Raw genomic sequence first — 12,891 nt, 5'->3', positions numbered from 1 at the left:
GACCTGTGCACCTTTCTCGTTGGGGTTCCCATGCAACACCGGAGTCCGGTCCCGCTCCCCCGATCACTCGGAGGAGCGGGACCGGCCCGATCGTGGGCCTACAACGAAGTGGTTCTTTACTTCACCGTTCCCGCGGATGCGGGACGGAAGTCTTCTTCGGTTCGCTTACCAGGAGCTCTTGTGAACGCCCGGCAGCTCGCCGGCGTGTGCCATCTCGCGAACGCAGATTCGGCACAGACCGAACTTGCGGAACACGGAGTGCGGACGGCCGCACTTCTGGCAGCGGGTGTACGCGCGCACCGCGAACTTCGGCTTCTTGTTGGCCTTGTTGACCAGTGCCTTCTTAGCCATGGGCTCAGTTCTCCTTGAACGGGAAGCCGAGGTGCTTGAGCAGCGCACGGCCTTCTTCGTTGTTGGTGGCGGTGGTCACGACGGTGATGTCCATACCGCGCGGACGATCGATCTTGTCCACGTCGATCTCGTGGAACATCGACTGCTCGTTGAGGCCGAACGTGTAGTTGCCGTTGCCGTCGAACTGGTTGCCCGAGAGGCCGCGGAAGTCGCGGATACGGGGCAGCGCGATGGACACCAGACGGTCCAGGAACTCCCACATGCGGTCGCCACGCAGCGTCACGCGCGCGCCGATCGGCATGCCCTCACGCAGCTTGAACTGCGCGATGGACTTGCGGGCCTTGCGGATCTCGGGCTTCTGGCCGGTGATCAGCGTGAGGTCGGCGACCGCACCGTTGATCAGCTTGGCGTCACGGGCGGCGTCGCCGACACCCATGTTCACGACAACCTTGACCAGGCCGGGGATCTGCATGACGTTCGCGTAATCGAACTCAGCGTTCAGCGCGTCCTTGATTTCCGCACGGTAGCGGGCCTTCAGGCGCGGCTGGGTCTTGTTCTCGGTGGAGGTCATGTCAGATGTCCTTCCCGTTCTTCCGGGAAATGCGAACGCGCTTGCCGGTCTCCTCGTCAGTGCGGTAACCGACGCGGGTCGGGTTTCCGTCCGAGTCGACGACCATGACGTTCGAGACGTTGATCGGAGCTTCCTGCGTCACGATGCCGCCCGAGGAGGCGCCACGCTCGTTCGCGGAGACCGCGGTGTGCTTCTTGATGCGGTTAACGCCCTCGACGAGGACCTTGCCGGTCGCGGGGTAGGCCTGGATGACCTTGCCCTTCGCGCCCTTGTCCTTGCCGGCGATGACCAGCACGGTGTCACCCTTGTGCACCTTCATCACAGCACCTCCGGGGCGAGCGAGACGATCTTCATGAACTTCTTCTCGCGCAGCTCACGGCCGACGGGGCCGAAGATGCGGGTGCCGCGAGGATCGTTGTCCGCCTTGATGATGACGGCAGCGTTCTCGTCGAACTTGATGTAGGAACCGTCCGGACGACGGCGCTCCTTGGCGGTGCGGACGACGACGGCCTTGACCACGTCGCCCTTCTTCACGTTTCCACCCGGGGTTGCGTCCTTGACGGTGGCGACGATGATGTCGCCGATCCCGGCGTAGCGACGAGACGAGCCACCGAGAACGCGGATGCAGAGAATCTCCTTGGCACCCGTGTTGTCGGCGACGCGCAGTCGCGACTCCTGCTGAATCACTTACTTCTCCTTGACCTGGCTTGTTTCGACCAGTGCGAACCGCGACGGCTCGTGCTGATCGTGCGCGGCAGATTTCCGACCCGACGCGCGCGGTCCGTACCCGCCGATGGTGGGGCCACCACTGCTTTCACAGGGCAACCCCACCATCGTACTGGATACACTCTTCGGCTCTTACTTGGCCTTCTCGAGGACCTCGACCAGACGCCAGCGCTTGGTGGCCGACAACGGACGGGTCTCCATCAGCTGCACGCGGTCGCCGATGCCGGCGGTGCCGTTCTCGTCGTGCGCCTTGACCTTCGTGGTCCGACGGATGATCTTGCCGTAGAGCGGGTGCTTGACCCGGTCCTCCAGCTCGACCACGATGGTCTTCTCCATCTTGTCGGAGACCACGTAACCGGTGCGGACCTTGCGGCTGCCGCGCTCTTCGGTGCTGTTGGTGCTCACTGCCTTATCCTCACTCATGCCGCGTCACCTGCGTCCGGACCAGCGGCCAGGCCGAGCTCACGCTCACGCAGGACGGTGTAGATGCGCGCAATCTCGTGACGGACCGTGCGCAGCCGGCGGTTGTTGTCCAGCTGGCCGGTGGCCATCTGGAAACGAAGGTTGAACAGTTCTTCCTTCGCCTCGCGGAGCTTGGTGACCAATTCTTCCTCGGTCAGCTCGCGGAGCTCTGCAGCAGGGCTGGTGGTTGCCATCAGAACTGCTCCTCCCTCGTCACGATCCGGCACTTGCACGGGAGCTTGTGCATCGCGCGGCGCAGGGCCTCGCGGGCGATCTCCTCGTTCGGGTAGCTCATCTCGAACATGACCCGTCCGGGCTTGATGTTCGCGACCCACCACTCCGGCGAACCCTTACCGGAACCCATGCGGGTCTCGGCAGGCTTCTTGGTGAGCGGGCGATCCGGGAAGATGTTGATCCAGATCTTGCCGCCACGCTTGATGTGGCGAGTCATGGCGATACGAGCGGACTCGATCTGCCGGTTGGTGATGTAGGCGGGCTCGAGAGCCTGGATGCCGTACTCACCGAATGCCACCTGGGTACCGCCCTTGGCGGCACCCGAACGGCTCGGGTGGTGCTGCTTGCGGTGCTTGACCCGGCGCGGGATCAACATGCGTCAGCCCTCCTTCTGCTCGGTAGAAGCGGGAGCATCGGCGGTTGCGGTCGCAGCGCGACCGGCCTCGGTGCTGGTCGCCGTGGTGCCGGCAGCACCGGAGCGACGCGGACGGCTCGGACGCTCGCGACGCGGGCGCTCGGCCGGCGCAGCGGCGGACAGCTCACGCTTGCCGCCGACGATGTCGCCCTTGTAGATCCAGACCTTCACGCCGATGCGACCGAAGGTGGTCTTGGCCTCGTACAGGCCGTAGTCGATGTCCGCACGCAGCGTGTGCAGCGGAACGCGACCCTCACGGTAGAACTCCGAGCGGCTCATCTCGGCGCCGCCGAGGCGGCCCGAGCACTGCACGCGGATGCCCTTGACGTTCGGCTGACGCATGGCCGACTGGATGGCCTTGCGCATCGCACGACGGAACGCGACACGGTTCGAGAGCTGCTCGGCGACACCCTGTGCCACGAGCTGAGCCTCGGCCTCGGCGTTCTTGACCTCGAGGATGTTCAGCTGGACCTGCTTGCCGGTCAGCTTCTCGAGCTCGGCGCGGATGCGATCGGCCTCGGCGCCACGGCGACCGATGACGATGCCCGGACGCGCGGTGTGGATGTCCACACGCACACGGTCACGGGTGCGCTCGATCTCGACCTTCGCGATGCCCGCGCGCTCCATGCCGGTGGCGAGGAGCTTACGGATCGCGACGTCTTCCTTGACGTACTCCGCGTACTGCTTGTCTGCGTACCAGCGCGACTTCCAGTCGGTCGTGATGCCGAGACGGAAGCCGTGCGGGTTGATCTTCTGGCCCACTACTGACCACTTCCCTTCCGGCGGTTACGACCCGAGGCGGCACCCCGGTTCGCCACACTTTCCACAATGACGGTGATGTGGCTCGAACGCTTGCGGATCCGGAAGGCCCGGCCCTGTGCGCGCGGCTGGAACCGCTTGAGGGTCGCACCCTCGTCCACGAACGCCGTCGCGACGACGAGCGTGGCGGGATCCAGGTTCAGGTTGTTCTGCGCGTTGGCAGCGGCGCTGGCGATCACCTTCGCGACCGGCTCAGCCGCGGCCTGCGGTGCGAACTTGAGGATCGCGAGAGCCTCGTCGACCGACTTGCCGCGGACGATGTCCACGACACGGCGCGCCTTCATGGGGGTCACGCGCACATGGCGCGCGACCGCCTTCGCGGTGGGGTTCTGGGTTTCAGTACTCATCGACGCTTGCTCTTCCGGTCGTCCTTGATGTGGCCCTTGAACGTCCTGGTCGGTGCAAACTCTCCGAGCTTGTGGCCAACCATCGAATCCGAAACGAACACCGGAACGTGCTTGCGTCCGTCGTGGACGGCAAACGTGTGACCGATGAAGTCCGGAATGATCGTGGAACGACGGCTCCAGGTCTTGATGACCTGCTTGGTGCCCTTCTCGTTCTGCACGTCCACCTTCGCAAGGAGGTGGTCATCGACGAACGGGCCCTTCTTAAGGCTGCGTGGCATCCTTCACTCCCTCCTTGACTAGCGCTTCTTGCCGGTACGGCGACGACGGACGATGAGCTTGTCGCTCGCCTTGTTCTTGCGGGTGCGGCCCTCGGGCTTGCCCCAGGGGCTGACCGGGTGGCGACCACCGGAGGTCTTACCCTCACCACCACCGTGCGGGTGGTCGACCGGGTTCATGACCACACCGCGGACGGTCGGGCGGACGCCCTTCCAGCGCATGCGGCCGGCCTTGCCCCAGTTGATGTTCGACTGCTCGGCGTTGCCGACCTCGCCGACGGTGGCGCGGCAGCGCACGTCGACGCGACGGATTTCACCGGACGGCATACGCAGCGTGGCGTAGGTGCCTTCCTTGCCCAGCAGCTGGATGCTGGCGCCGGCGGAGCGGGCCATCTTGGCACCGCCGCCCGGACGCAGCTCCACAGCGTGGATCGTCGTACCGGTGGGGATGTTGCGCAGCGGCAGGTTGTTGCCCGGCTTGATGTCGGCGCCTGCGCCGGACTCGATCGGGGCGCCCTGCACCAGGCCCTTGGGGGCGATGATGTAGCGCTTCTCGCCGTCCGCATAGTGCAGGAGAGCGATGCGAGCGGTGCGGTTGGGGTCGTACTCGATGTGAGCGACCTTGGCCGGCACGCCGTCCTTGTCGTTACGACGGAAGTCGATCAAGCGGTAGGCGCGCTTGTGACCGCCACCCTTGTGACGGGTGGTGATACGACCGTGTGCGTTACGACCACCGCGACCGTGCAGCGGGCGAATGAGCGACTTCTCGGGCGTCGACCGAGTGATCTCGGCGAAGTCCGAGACGCTCGAGCCGCGGCGGCCCGGCGTAGTCGGCTTGTACTTACGGATTGCCATGAGTCTTCTCGTCCTCTATATCTCGTCAAGTCCCAGACGCTTACGCGACCGGGCCTCCGAAGATCTCGATGGGCTTGCTGTCGGCCGAGAGGGTCACGAGCGCACGCTTGGTGTCCTTGCGCTTGCCGTAACCGAAGCGGGTCCGCTTGCGCTTGCCCTGACGGTTGGCGGTGTTGACGCTGGTCACGGTGACGCCGAAGACCTTCTCGACGGCAATCTTGATCTGCGTCTTGTTCGAGTCCGGGTGCACCAGGAAGGTGTAGGTGCCTTCCTCGATCAGTCCGTAGGACTTCTCGGAGATGACCGGGGCCAGCAAGATGTCGCGGGGGTCGGCGATGGTGGTCACTTGCTCTCCTCCTCGTTCTTGGCCGGGCCCGCGATGAAGGTGTTCAGAGCCTCGAGGCTGAACACGACCTCATCGCTGTTGAGCACGTCGTAGGTGTTGAGCTGGTCGGGTGCGATGGGGTGCACGCCTTCCAGGTTCTGGACGCTCTTCCACGCAGCGATGTCCTCGCGGCCGACGACCAGCAGGAACTTCTTGCGGTCGGACAGCTCGCCCAGGAACGACTTCGCCGTCTTGGTGGACGGGGTCTGCCCGGCGACCAGCTCGGTGATGACGTGGATGCGCTCGCTGCGAGCCCGATCCGAGAGTGCGCCACGGAGAGCGGCAGCAATCATCTTCTTGGGGGTGCGCTGCGAGTAGTCACGCGGCTGCGGGCCGTGGACGACGCCACCGCCGGCGAACTGCGGCGCACGGGTCGAGCCCTGACGTGCGCGGCCGGTGCCCTTCTGGCGGTACGGCTTCTTGCCACCACCGCGGACCTCGCCGCGGGTCTTGGTGGAGTGCGTGCCCTGACGTGCCGCAGCGAGCTGCGCGACGACGACCTGGTGCATCAGAGCGATGTTCGCGGTCGCGTCGAAGATCTCGGAGGGGAGATCGACGGTGCCGTTGGTCTTGCCACCGGCAGCCTTGACGTCGAGGGTCAGCTTGGTTGCGGTCTCGGTCATGCCGAAGCACCACCCTTCACTGCGGTCTTGACGATCACGAGGCCGCCCTTGCGGCCGGGGATCGCACCCTTGATCAGCAGCAGACCGTTCTCGGCATCCACCTTGTGGACCGAGAGGTTCTGCGTCGTGATGCGGTCGGAGCCCATACGGCCCGACATGCGCATGCCCTTGAAAACGCGACCGGGGGTGGCACAGCCACCGATGGAACCCGGACGACGGTGGACGGCCTGCGCACCGTGGGAGGCGCCCTGGCCGGCGAAGCCGTGACGCTTCATGGTGCCGGCGAAGCCCTTGCCCTTGCTGGTGCCGGTGACGTCGACGTATGCGCCGTCCTCGAAGACCTCGGCCGTCAGCTCCTGGCCCACCTCGTACTCGGAGGTGTCGGCGACGCGGAACTCGACGACGTGGCGACGCGGGGTGACGCCGGCCTTGGCGAACTGGCCCGAGGTGGGCTTGTTCACCTTGCGCGGGTCGATGGCGCCGAACGCCAGCTGCACGGCGCTGTAGCCGTCACGCTCTTCCGTACGGATCTGGGTGACGACGTTCGGCCCAGCCTTGACGACGGTGACCGGAACGACCCGGTTGTTCTCGTCGAAGACCTGGGTCATGCCGAGCTTGGTGCCCAGGATTCCCTTGATCTGATTAGTCATTTGATATCTCCGCTGCGTCTTCCCAAGCTCACTGGATGTTCACGTCGACGCTGGCCGGAAGGTCGATGCGCATGAGCGCGTCGACCGTCTTCGGCGTCGGGTCGAGGATGTCGATCAGCCGCTTGTGAGTACGCATCTCGAAGTGCTCGCGCGAGTCCTTGTACTTGTGCGGCGAGCGGATGACGCAGTACACGTTCTTCTCGGTAGGCAACGGCACCGGGCCGACCACACGGGCCCCGGTACGGGTCACCGTCTCGACGATCTTGCGCGCTGATGCGTCGATCGCCTCGTGGTCATAGGCCTTGAGCCTGATGCGGATCTTCTGTCCCGCCACGCTTGTGTCCTTTTCTTGCCGCGTTTCGTAGAACCCGAACGAGCCGGGGACTACCTCGTCTGCACAGCCCTCGGCTGAAACACGACACGAACAACACACACTCGCGATCGAGACATCACTCGATCCGCTGCCGCTGTTCATGTGTCATGGTTCTCCGGTCCACGCGGTCGGGCGTGTCGCCCTGTCGCCCATTCCCGGGCCCCGGAAATCCCTTTCCAGGAGCCGCGAGAACCGCACCGGATGCGCCCGCGAGGGGCGCAAACTTCGGGTACTGCTTCCGTCTTGCATCGTCGTGACCAGGCACTTCGTCCCGATACTCGACTTTCATCCAGCCTGACTCGGGTCGCAACGGAGCGCGTCCCAGTCAAGGCAACCCGATCAGTATGCCGTAGCGGACCCCAGAGATCAAATCGCAGTCCCCCCGACATGCGAGGTCAGCGGCCAAATCGGACCCATCGAACTTACCGAAGAGTAAGGTTGCCGCCATGACGACTGCCCCGACCGCCACGTACCGAAGCTGGCAGAAGTTGCCCGCCAACGGATTCGGGCGCGCACTGTTCTCACTCGGCATGTGCGCGCGGGTGCCGTACTTCGCGACAGTGCTCCCTACCGTCGAGCGTCTCGAGCCCGGCCACTGCGAGGTGACCGCCCCGAAATGGTGGGGTGTGCACAACCACATCGGAACGTTCCACGCGATCGCGGCCTGCAACCTCGCCGAAGCAGCGATGGGCATGCTCGCCGAGGCAACCGTGCCGGCGAGCCATCGCTGGATTCCCAAGGCGATGAACGTGCGCTACCTCGCAAAAGCGCAGTCTCGCCTGCGGGCGACCGCGACCCTGGGCCCGATCCCGGACTTCTCCTCGGCCACCGACGGCGACGCGGGCATCGAACTCACCATCCCCGTCTCGGTCGCCGACAGAGCGGGGACCGAGGTCGTCCACGCCGACATCACCGTCTGGGTGACTCGCGCCTGACCGAGCGCCGGCCGCGACGCCGACCGGACTCGGAGCCGATATATTTGATCCGATCCCGATTTGTTGCACGCATCACACCAATGGGTCCCGAGGATCACTGTCCGATCGGGCACCCGCGAACGAGGCGGGCACACGCGTCCTGCCGAGGAGTAGTCATGGCCCCGCCCGCAACCCGGTCGACCGGAAACCTTCGACGCCGACCGCAGTTGTCCGATGACGTTGCCGTGCACGTGCGCAACGTGATCATGTCGGGTGGGGTGCGTCCGGGTGAGTTCATCCGCCTCGACGAGACTGCCGCCGAGCTGGGCGTGAGCGTCACCCCCGTGCGTGAGGCACTGCTGACACTGCGGGGCGAGGGACTAGTGGAGCTGGTCCCCCACCGCGGCTATGTCGTTGCCGCCCTGAGTCGCGACGACGTCAACGACGTCTTCTGGCTGCAGGGGCGAATCGCCGAGGAGCTGGCCGGACGGGCCGTCGACCACGTGGACGACGAGGCACTCGCCGAATTGACTGCGATCAACGATCAGCTGCGGCGTGCCGTCGAACTCGCGGACGCCGTCCGGATCGAGGAACTCGAGTTCGGCTTCCACCGGATCATCAATCGCCTGGCCGGGGCCCGGAAGCTGTCGTGGTTCCTGCTCGGTGCGACCCGTTACACCCCGGTCCACTTCTATTCGGCGGATCGAGAGTGGGGCGACGAGGCCGTGGCCAGCCACGCGCGGCTCGTCGCGGCACTGGCCGCCCGAGACCACGCCGGCGTCGCCGCCGAGACACGAGCACATTTCGACGACGGCGCGAAGCGCCTGGTGCGGCACCTCGAGACGATCGGGATCTGGGACTGACCGTTCGGTCGGTACCTTCCGGGAGGGGCCGCACGGTCCCGATCCCCGAAGCTCCGTCGGTCGTCGACGAGCTTGTGTCGGAGGCCACGCGGGTAACATTCTGCGACAGCGGCGGGAATACACGTCGACGATGGATGGACTCGTGGCCCCGAGGGGCGGTCAGCCATCCAACCCAGGTGAACTAGGCGGAGTGTCGATGCCAATATTCCAGGACGCAGCCGTGCTCGTCGACGACGTCCACAAATCCTTCGGAGACGTGAAGGCTCTGCAGGGCGTCAGTTTCGAGGCCAAGCGCGGAACGGTTCTGGGCATTCTCGGCCCCAACGGCGCGGGCAAGACGACGACGGTGAAGGTCCTGTCGACGCTTCTGCGCCCCGATCGGGGCCGCGCACTGGTCGCCGGGCACGACGTGGTCACGCACGCGCCCGACGTCCGCCGTTCGATCATGATGACGGGCCAGTACGCCGCGCTCGACGAGACGCTGTCGGGCAGGGAGAACATCGAGCTGTTCGGCCGGCTGATGGGGCTGGACCGCGCCTCCGCGAAGCAACGGGCGCAGGATCTGCTCAGCGAGTTCGATCTCCTCGACACCGGTAAGCGAGCGGTACGCAATTACTCCGGCGGCATGCGCCGTCGCATCGACATCGCGTGCGGACTGGTCGTGCGCCCCGAGGTGGTGTTCCTGGACGAGCCGACGACCGGTCTCGATCCGCGCAGCCGCCAGGGCGTGTGGGCGCTGGTCGACACCCTCAAGGCGCAGGGCATCACGGTGCTGCTGACCACGCAGTATCTGGAGGAGGCGGACCTGCTCAGCGACAACATCATCGTCATCGATCGGGGCACCGTCATCGCGGAGGGCACCGCGGATCAGCTCAAGGAACGCACGGGCGGCAGCTACTGCGAGGTCGTTCCGCTCGATCCGCAGCAGCTGCCGTGGGCGGTCCACGCACTCGGCAGCCTCGTCCCGCAGGAGGTTCGCGCCGAGATCGCCGAGGGCGGCGGCGACCGCGTGTCCATCCCGGCACCCGACGGCGCCTCGACACTCTCCGAGGCCCTGCGTCGCCTCGACGCCGCGGGCATCGAGCTCGCGGACATCGCGCTGCGCCGGCCGTCCCTCGACGACGTCTTCCTGTCCCTGACCGGCCATTCCGCGCCGGAGGCCGAGCAATGACCTCCAGCACGAACAGCGCCGCGAAGGGACTGGCGATGTCCGCGGCGTCCAAGCGCGCCTCGGTCGCCGTGCCCGCCAAGCGCGCCGGATCGCACCGGCGGCCGGACCCGAACGGGTTCCACCAGTGGCTCGCGCTCACGGGCCGGAGCCTCAAGACGATGGTGAAGACCGGTGAGCTCGCGGTCGCCGTCGTCGCGCCGCTGATCTTCACCGTCGGCTTCTACCTACCGCTGCGGTTCGTGATGAAGCTCCAGGGCATCGACTACGCGCAGTTCCTCATGCCGATCATCGTGCTGCAGGCGATGGCCTTCACGGCGATCTCGGCGTCTCAGGTTGCCTCCGTCGAGGCCCTGCACGGTCTCACGACCAGACTCAAGACGATGCCGGTCTCGGGCCCGGTGCCGCTCCTGTCACGCATGACCCGCGCCCTGGTGCGGTCGGTGATCACCCTCGCTGCGGCGTTGGTGTACGGCTATGCCATCGGCTTCCGGTTCAACGCGGGCGTGACGCAGGCCGCACTGTTCTGCGCCCTTGCGCTGGCGATCAGTGTCGCCTTGTCACTGGGCGCAGACGCGATCGGCACGCTGGCGAAATCCCCCGAGGCCACGTCACAGGCACTGGCACTGCCGCAGCTGATCCTCGGCATGCTGTCGTGCGGTTTCGTCCCGGAGACCGGATTCCCCGAGTGGATCCGGCCGTTCGTGCGTAATCAGCCGATCTCCCAGTTCTCGTATGCAATGCGAGACATGGCAGCCGGCGGGGTCACCGCGTCGACGCTGTTTCCGGCGGTCGCGTGGTGTGTGGGTCTGGTCGTGGTCTTCGCACCGCTGGCCGTGTGGGCAAGTATGAGGCGCAAATGAGTGAGTCCCCGGAGAACACGATGACGTCGGCTCGCTCGGCGCGGGCCTCTGTCTCGTCGATCGATTTCCCGCGGCCCACCGAGACCTGGCCGGAGTCGTCGCCGAAGGCGCTGTGGGTGCACAGCTGGGTCCAGTGCAAACGCCTCCTCATGCGCTGGTCGCGGGATCCGTCCACGATGATCCAGGCCCTGCTGTACCCGGCCCTGACACTCGTGATGTTCCGGATCGTCATCGGTAACACGGTGACCGCGGCGACGGGACAGCCCGCCATCTACGGCCAGGTTCCGATGATCATCCTGATCGGCGCGATGTTCGGCTCGATCGTCAGCGCGGTCGGATTGCGGCACGAACGCACGACGGGACTGCTGTCACGATTCTGGACACTGCCGATTCACCGTGCGGCGGGACTCGTCGGGCGGATGATGGCCGAGGCCGTGCGCGTGCTCGTGACGACCATCGTGATCCTCGTGGTGGGGATCATGCTCGGATTCCGGCTCACTCAGGGCCTCCTCCCCAGCATCATGTTGCTCGTCCTGCCGATTCTCTTCGGCATGGGTTTCGCCATGATGGTGACCGCTCTCGCAACGGTGTCCGGCGATGCGCCGCTCGTCGAGCTCGTGTCGATCGGCTGCACGCTCCTGATGTTCTTCAACTCGGGATTCGTGCCGGTGATGGCGTACCCGACATGGCTACAGCCGGTGGTCGCCGCCCAGCCGATGTCGTGCGCCGTGGATGCGATGCGTGGCCTCGCGCTCGGCGGGCCGGTCCTGGAACCCGTACTTCAGACGCTGGCGTGGTCGTTCGGGATGATGGCGCTGTTCGCCTACCCGGCGATCAGAGGCTACCGGCGCGCGGCAGCAACCGGAGGCTGAGCCAGGCCCGATGGGGGTCTGTATCGGTCCGGGCTCCCGCATGTGTCCCAGACACCGGAAGTTTGCCTGCTTCGCCGGGGTCCGGTCGCTTGTTTCTGATATGAATGCTGCGATTCAGCGGAGCCAGAACCTTCAGGAGTACCGAGCATGACCCAGCGACGACGCGTCACGACGAGACTTCTGGCAGCCGTGACGATGGTTCTCTGCGGAACGCTCTTGTCGTCGACCTCCGGTACGGCCTCGGCCGATCCCGGACCCGCCGGAATCGAGATACCGCCGGCCTTCACGTCGTTGGTGACGACGATCTCCTCCATGGGCTCGGCACCCGCGGGGGCGAACGACTGGGCATGCCGTCCTTCGCCTCAGCACCCTCGTCCCGTCGTTCTGGTGCACGGTACCGGGATGAGCATGACGCAGACCTGGACTACGGTGTCCGCTGCTCTGCGGGACGCCGGCTACTGCGTTTACGCGCTCAACTACGGAGCCGCCGCGCAGTCCTGGGGCAGCGGCGACATTCGCAGGTCGGCCGACGAACTGGCCTCTTTCATCGACGCTGTCCGCGCGCATTCGGGCTCCGCTCAGGTGGATGTCGTCGGACATTCCCAGGGCGGCACGATGACGCGTCAGTACCTGCGTTTCGATGGTGGCGCCGATCCGGCCGACCCGTCGCGGAACAAGGTCCACAGCCTCGTCATGCTCGGACCCACGACACACGGCACCACTTTCAACGGACTGCAAGGACTGGTCGATCCGTTCACCGCCTTGCGACTGACCGACGACGCGACCAACGAGCGGCTCGCCGAGTTCACCTTCGGTCTCGCGTCCTACCAGCAGTTCGTCGGATCGAAGTTCCTCGAGCAGCTCAACGCCGGGCACGAGACCATGCCCGGCGTCGACTACACCGTCATCGCGTCGATGGCGGACCAGATCGTCACTCCGCCCGCCGGGTCCTTCCTCGTGCCCGATCCCGGTTCGTCGGTGCGCAACATCTGGATGCACGACGTCTGCCCCGGGGCTCAGCTGTCGCATCTCGACCTACTGAACGATCCGCGCGCGGTGTTCCTGGTGCAGGCTGCCCTCGACCCGTCCTACGGGAAGCTCACCTCGGCACCCTGCTGATCGTGT

The 12,891-nt window shown here is 65.8% G+C and carries 21 protein-coding genes; 6 read left to right on the top strand and 15 right to left on the bottom strand.

Annotated features, from left to right (window positions below; genetic code table 11):
* Window positions 1–165: 165 nt before the first annotated feature.
* The 15 genes from LCL87_RS10825 to rpsJ all read right to left on the bottom strand — a co-directional run bounded on the left by LCL87_RS10825 (window position 166) and on the right by rpsJ (window position 7,047).
* Entirely contained in the window at window positions 166–351 is a 186-nt protein-coding gene (locus LCL87_RS10825) for a type Z 30S ribosomal protein S14 (RefSeq protein ID WP_005518383.1), read from the bottom strand.
* 4 nt (window positions 352–355) lie between these two features.
* The gene (rplE, locus tag LCL87_RS10820) at window positions 356–922 is read right to left on the bottom strand and encodes a 50S ribosomal protein L5 (RefSeq protein WP_005518382.1); all 567 of its coding nucleotides are present in this window, start codon (window positions 920–922) and stop codon (window positions 356–358) included.
* A gap of 1 nt (window position 923) precedes the next feature.
* Window positions 924–1,241, bottom strand: coding sequence for a 50S ribosomal protein L24 (gene rplX, locus LCL87_RS10815; protein WP_225019447.1), 318 nt, complete (start codon window positions 1,239–1,241; stop codon window positions 924–926).
* A complete protein-coding gene (gene rplN / locus LCL87_RS10810; protein WP_005518379.1) occupies window positions 1,241–1,609 on the bottom strand; it encodes a 50S ribosomal protein L14 in 369 nt (122 codons plus the stop codon). Before rplN ends, rplX begins: the two co-directional genes overlap by 1 nt.
* A gap of 171 nt (window positions 1,610–1,780) precedes the next feature.
* Window positions 1,781–2,071, bottom strand: a complete 291-nt coding sequence (gene rpsQ / locus LCL87_RS10805; RefSeq protein ID WP_225019446.1) for a 30S ribosomal protein S17 — start codon at window positions 2,069–2,071, stop codon at window positions 1,781–1,783.
* A complete protein-coding gene (rpmC, locus tag LCL87_RS10800; RefSeq protein WP_225019444.1) occupies window positions 2,068–2,304 on the bottom strand; it encodes a 50S ribosomal protein L29 in 237 nt (78 codons plus the stop codon). Before rpmC ends, rpsQ begins: the two co-directional genes overlap by 4 nt.
* The gene (gene rplP / locus LCL87_RS10795; RefSeq protein ID WP_005518375.1) at window positions 2,304–2,720 is read right to left on the bottom strand and encodes a 50S ribosomal protein L16; all 417 of its coding nucleotides are present in this window, start codon (window positions 2,718–2,720) and stop codon (window positions 2,304–2,306) included. The genes rpmC and rplP overlap by 1 nt, the downstream gene beginning before the upstream one ends.
* A gap of 3 nt (window positions 2,721–2,723) precedes the next feature.
* Window positions 2,724–3,521, bottom strand: a complete 798-nt coding sequence (gene rpsC / locus LCL87_RS10790; protein ID WP_005518374.1) for a 30S ribosomal protein S3 — start codon at window positions 3,519–3,521, stop codon at window positions 2,724–2,726.
* The gene (gene rplV, locus LCL87_RS10785) at window positions 3,521–3,925 is read right to left on the bottom strand and encodes a 50S ribosomal protein L22 (RefSeq protein ID WP_225019442.1); all 405 of its coding nucleotides are present in this window, start codon (window positions 3,923–3,925) and stop codon (window positions 3,521–3,523) included. The genes rpsC and rplV overlap by 1 nt, the downstream gene beginning before the upstream one ends.
* Window positions 3,922–4,203, bottom strand: a complete 282-nt coding sequence (gene rpsS / locus LCL87_RS10780; RefSeq protein ID WP_005518370.1) for a 30S ribosomal protein S19 — start codon at window positions 4,201–4,203, stop codon at window positions 3,922–3,924. Before rpsS ends, rplV begins: the two co-directional genes overlap by 4 nt.
* An 18-nt stretch (window positions 4,204–4,221) precedes the next feature.
* Window positions 4,222–5,055: a 50S ribosomal protein L2 gene (rplB, locus tag LCL87_RS10775; RefSeq protein WP_005518369.1), complete on the bottom strand. Its 834-nt coding sequence runs from the start codon at window positions 5,053–5,055 to the stop codon at window positions 4,222–4,224.
* 40 nt (window positions 5,056–5,095) lie between these two features.
* Window positions 5,096–5,401, bottom strand: coding sequence for a 50S ribosomal protein L23 (gene rplW, locus LCL87_RS10770; RefSeq protein ID WP_005518367.1), 306 nt, complete (start codon window positions 5,399–5,401; stop codon window positions 5,096–5,098).
* Window positions 5,398–6,063 (bottom strand): 50S ribosomal protein L4, encoded by a 666-nt coding sequence (rplD, locus tag LCL87_RS10765; protein ID WP_225019440.1) that lies wholly within the window; start codon window positions 6,061–6,063, stop codon window positions 5,398–5,400. The genes rplW and rplD overlap by 4 nt, the downstream gene beginning before the upstream one ends.
* Entirely contained in the window at window positions 6,060–6,713 is a 654-nt protein-coding gene (gene rplC, locus LCL87_RS10760) for a 50S ribosomal protein L3 (RefSeq protein WP_225019438.1), read from the bottom strand. The genes rplD and rplC overlap by 4 nt, the downstream gene beginning before the upstream one ends.
* A gap of 28 nt (window positions 6,714–6,741) precedes the next feature.
* Window positions 6,742–7,047: a 30S ribosomal protein S10 gene (rpsJ, locus tag LCL87_RS10755; RefSeq protein ID WP_003938093.1), complete on the bottom strand. Its 306-nt coding sequence runs from the start codon at window positions 7,045–7,047 to the stop codon at window positions 6,742–6,744.
* 485 nt (window positions 7,048–7,532) lie between these two features.
* On the opposite strand from rpsJ, the gene LCL87_RS10750 reads away from it, so the two are divergent.
* The 6 genes from LCL87_RS10750 to LCL87_RS10725 all read left to right on the top strand — a co-directional run bounded on the left by LCL87_RS10750 (window position 7,533) and on the right by LCL87_RS10725 (window position 12,885).
* Window positions 7,533–8,021: a hotdog fold domain-containing protein gene (locus LCL87_RS10750; protein WP_225019436.1), complete on the top strand. Its 489-nt coding sequence runs from the start codon at window positions 7,533–7,535 to the stop codon at window positions 8,019–8,021.
* A gap of 155 nt (window positions 8,022–8,176) precedes the next feature.
* Entirely contained in the window at window positions 8,177–8,863 is a 687-nt protein-coding gene (locus LCL87_RS10745) for a GntR family transcriptional regulator (RefSeq protein WP_225019434.1), read from the top strand.
* A gap of 196 nt (window positions 8,864–9,059) precedes the next feature.
* Window positions 9,060–10,034 (top strand): ATP-binding cassette domain-containing protein, encoded by a 975-nt coding sequence (locus tag LCL87_RS10740; protein ID WP_225019432.1) that lies wholly within the window; start codon window positions 9,060–9,062, stop codon window positions 10,032–10,034.
* A complete protein-coding gene (locus LCL87_RS10735; protein WP_225019430.1) occupies window positions 10,031–10,894 on the top strand; it encodes an ABC transporter permease in 864 nt (287 codons plus the stop codon). The genes LCL87_RS10740 and LCL87_RS10735 overlap by 4 nt, the downstream gene beginning before the upstream one ends.
* Window positions 10,891–11,766, top strand: coding sequence for an ABC transporter permease (locus tag LCL87_RS10730; protein WP_225019428.1), 876 nt, complete (start codon window positions 10,891–10,893; stop codon window positions 11,764–11,766). The genes LCL87_RS10735 and LCL87_RS10730 overlap by 4 nt, the downstream gene beginning before the upstream one ends.
* 147 nt (window positions 11,767–11,913) lie before the next feature.
* Window positions 11,914–12,885, top strand: coding sequence for an alpha/beta fold hydrolase (locus LCL87_RS10725; protein WP_510850739.1), 972 nt, complete (start codon window positions 11,914–11,916; stop codon window positions 12,883–12,885).
* Window positions 12,886–12,891: the final 6 nt, after the last annotated feature.

The organism is Prescottella equi (genome assembly GCF_020171745.1).
Classification (GTDB): Bacteria; Actinomycetota; Actinomycetes; order Mycobacteriales; family Mycobacteriaceae; genus Prescottella; species Prescottella equi_A.
This window is presented reverse-complemented; position numbering and strand designations above follow the sequence as displayed.